At 69.5% G+C, this 3,069-nt stretch carries 2 protein-coding genes and 1 pseudogene; all 3 read right to left on the bottom strand.

Translation table 11 applies throughout. From position 1 onward, the window contains the following. A pseudogene (locus AC27VN_RS37300) lies at window positions 1–757 on the bottom strand (sensor histidine kinase); the annotation flags it as partial. A gap of 138 nt (window positions 758–895) precedes the next feature. Further along, window positions 896–2,245 carry a dicarboxylate/amino acid:cation symporter gene (locus AC27VN_RS37295; protein ID WP_057591534.1) on the bottom strand — a complete coding sequence of 450 codons (1,350 nt, stop codon included), beginning with the start codon at window positions 2,243–2,245 and terminating at the stop codon, window positions 896–898. 389 nt (window positions 2,246–2,634) lie between these two features. Next, on the bottom strand, window positions 2,635–3,069 hold a 435-nt coding region (locus AC27VN_RS37290; RefSeq protein ID WP_490879904.1), incomplete at its 5' end, for an NAD(P)H-dependent flavin oxidoreductase.

Here is a 3,069-nt window from a genome sequence, read left to right as displayed (position 1 = left end):
GCGCCTCCAGCCGCTGCCAGCGCAGCGGCGCGAGCGCGGCCTCGCCATAGGGCCGCGAGCGCAGCACCTCGGCGCGCTGCAGCGCATCGAGCGGCAGCAGCGGCCGGAACTTGAGGTCGTCGCGCGTGGCGAGGATCACCACGCCGCGCTGGTCGACCACCACCACGTCGCCCGGCAGCTTGCGCCAGGCGGCCTCGTTGTCCTCGAGGTTGATCTTCACCGTGACCACGCCGGGCACGGCCGGCTCGCGGCGCAGCGCGTACGAGAGGTAGTAGCCGGGCCGGCGGCTCGTGATGCCCACGCCGTAGAAGCGGCCGCGCCCCTGGGCCAGCGCATCGATCATGTAGGGCCGGAACTCGTAGTGCTGGCCCAGCGTGGTGCCGGGCCGGTCCCAGTCGGAGGCCGCGAGCGAGGTGCCGCCGGCATCGAGCACGTAGAGCATCTCGGCGCGCGCGGTGGCGTTCACGCCCGCGAGGTAGCGGTTGGCGGCGTCGCGCAGCGAGGCGTCGGCCGGCGCGTTCAGCAGCGCGGGCACCACCGGCGTCATCTCGAGCAGCGCGGGCAGGTAGTCGAAGCGCGTGAGCTCGGCGTCGAGCCCGGTGGCGACCATGTCGAGCCGGTGCTCTGCCGCCTCGCGCAATCGCGCCAGGCCGGCCTGCGTGGAAAGGTGGTGGCCGACCAGGGCGGACAGCGCCACCAGCACGAGCGCGGCACACCAGCGCACCACCGCGCGCCGGGTGCGGGGACGGAAGGTCACGGTGGAAGTCTCCATGGAAGGGCGCGCCGCTGGGTTCGGTTCTCGGGGCGCAGGTTAATGCAGATTGCGAAGCCGCAAGGCAGGACGCCCGCGCGAGGCGGGCGTCCGAAGAAAGACCGGCGCGAACGCCGGCCCCGATCAGCGCCCGCTGCCCGCGGGCATGTGCGCTTCCTTGGCGTCGAGCACCAGTTCGGGCTCGTCGGCCTCGGCGCCGCTGCCCTGGTTCAGCTGGCTGGTCAGGCGCTCGGTGTCGAGGTCGCCGGTCCACTTCGCGACCACCATGGTGGCCACGCCGTTGCCGATCAGGTTGGTCAGCGCGCGCGCTTCCGACATGAAGCGGTCGATGCCCAGGATCAGCGCCAGGCCCGCCACCGGCACGTGGCCCACGGCCGACAGGGTGGCCGCCAGCACGATGAAGCCGCTGCCGGTCACGCCGGCCGCGCCCTTCGAGGTCAGCAGCAGCACCAACAGCAGCGTGATCTGCTGGGTGATCGACATCGGCGTGTTGGTGGCCTGGGCGATGAACACCGCGGCCATGGTCAGGTAGATCGAGGTGCCGTCGAGGTTGAACGAGTAGCCGGTGGGAATCACCAGGCCGACCACCGACTTCTTGGCGCCGAGGTTCTCCATCTTGGCCATCATGCGCGGCAGCGCGGCCTCGCTCGAGGAGGTGCCCAGCACGATCAGCAGCTCTTCCTTGATGTACTTGATGAACTTCCAGATGCTGAAGCCGTGCGCGCGCGCGATCGCGCCGAGCACCACGAAGATGAAGAACAGGCAGGTGGCGTAGAAGGTCGCCATCAGCGCGCCGAGCTGCACCAGCGAGCCCACGCCGTACTTGCCGATGGTGAAGGCCATCGCGCCGAAGGCACCGATCGGGGCCACCTTCATGATGTAGCCGACGATGGTGAACAGCACGTGCGAGAACTTCTCGATGAAGTCGAACACCAGCGTGCCGCGGCCGCCGAAGCGGTGCAGCGCGAAGCCGAACATCACGGCGAACAGCAGCACCTGCAGGATCTCGCCCTTGGCGAAGGCATCGACCACGGTGGTCGGGATCACGTTGAGCAGGAACTCGGTGGTCGAGGCCATCTTGCCCGGGCCGGTGTAGGCCGCGATGGACTTGGCGTCGAGCTGGCTCGGGTCCACGTTCATGCCGTGGCCGGGCTGCACGATGTTGATGATGACCAGGCCGACGATCAGGGCGATGGTGCTGACGATCTCGAAGTACAGCAGCGCGAGGCCGCCGGTCTTGCCGACCTTCTTCATGTCCTCCATGCCGGCGATGCCGACCACCACCGTGCAGAAGATGATCGGCGCGATGATCATCTTGATCAGCTTGATGAAGCCGTCGCCCAGCGGCTTCATCGCGGCGCCGGTGTCGGGATAGAAGTGGCCGAGCAGCACGCCGATGACGATGGCGGTGATGACCTGGAAGTACAGCGATCTGTAGAAGGGCTTGGGGGCGGATGCGGATACGTGGTCCACGGGAAATCTCCTTGAGGCCGGGGGCCGGCCGGGGCTGAACACTGGGATGGAAAAGGGGTGCGCCCGACGGGCGCGGTCGGACGGGGTCAGCGCGCCGGCGCGCCGCCGCGCGGGGCGGGACGTGCGGGCGAAGGGGGTCGCAAGGCCGGTCGGCTGAGGGTCATGGTTGTCTCCTGGGCTCGTTGTCGCCGGCTGCGCCTTCGGAAAAGGCGGCGCCGGCAGTGGAGAACACAGAGCAACGCACATGCCAGTAAAAATGGCACGAGAACCCGAATCAAGTCGTTGATTTCATTGAAGAAAATCAGAGGCCAGCGAGCCCCCGCGCCGCGCATCCGGACGCGGCCCGCGCAGGCCGTCCGGCGTTTCGGACGCGCCTTTCAGGGAAAACCCTAGGCCAATGCGGAGACGTCGAATTCCGCGCGCAGCCCGCGCACCACCTGCTCGACCGTGGCCAGCCCGGCCACCCCGCCGACCGAATGCCCGGCGCTCCACAGGTCGGCCCAGCGCTGGATCACGGCGCCCTCCGAGCCGCCGCCGAAGCGCTGGCGCGCCTCCTGCACCGACACCGCCTCGTCGAGCGCCGCCGGATCGAGCCCCGCGTTCACCACCGAGGGCCGCAGGAAGTTGGCCGGCAGGCCGGTGAAGGCGCGCGTGGTCATCACGTCGTCGAGCGAGCTCGCGGCCAGCATCTTCTTGTAGGGCGCCGAGGCCAGGCTCTGCTCGGTGGCGATGAAGCGCGTGCCCATCGAGCCCAGGTCGCAGCCCAGCACGGTGGCCGCGCGCAGCGCCACGCCGTCGGGCAGGCCGCCGGCCAGCACCAGCGG

This window comes from Variovorax sp. 20P10.2.4 (assembly GCF_058244205.1).
The sequence above is the reverse complement of the archived record's forward strand: the minus strand, read 5'-3'. Positions and strand labels throughout refer to the sequence as shown.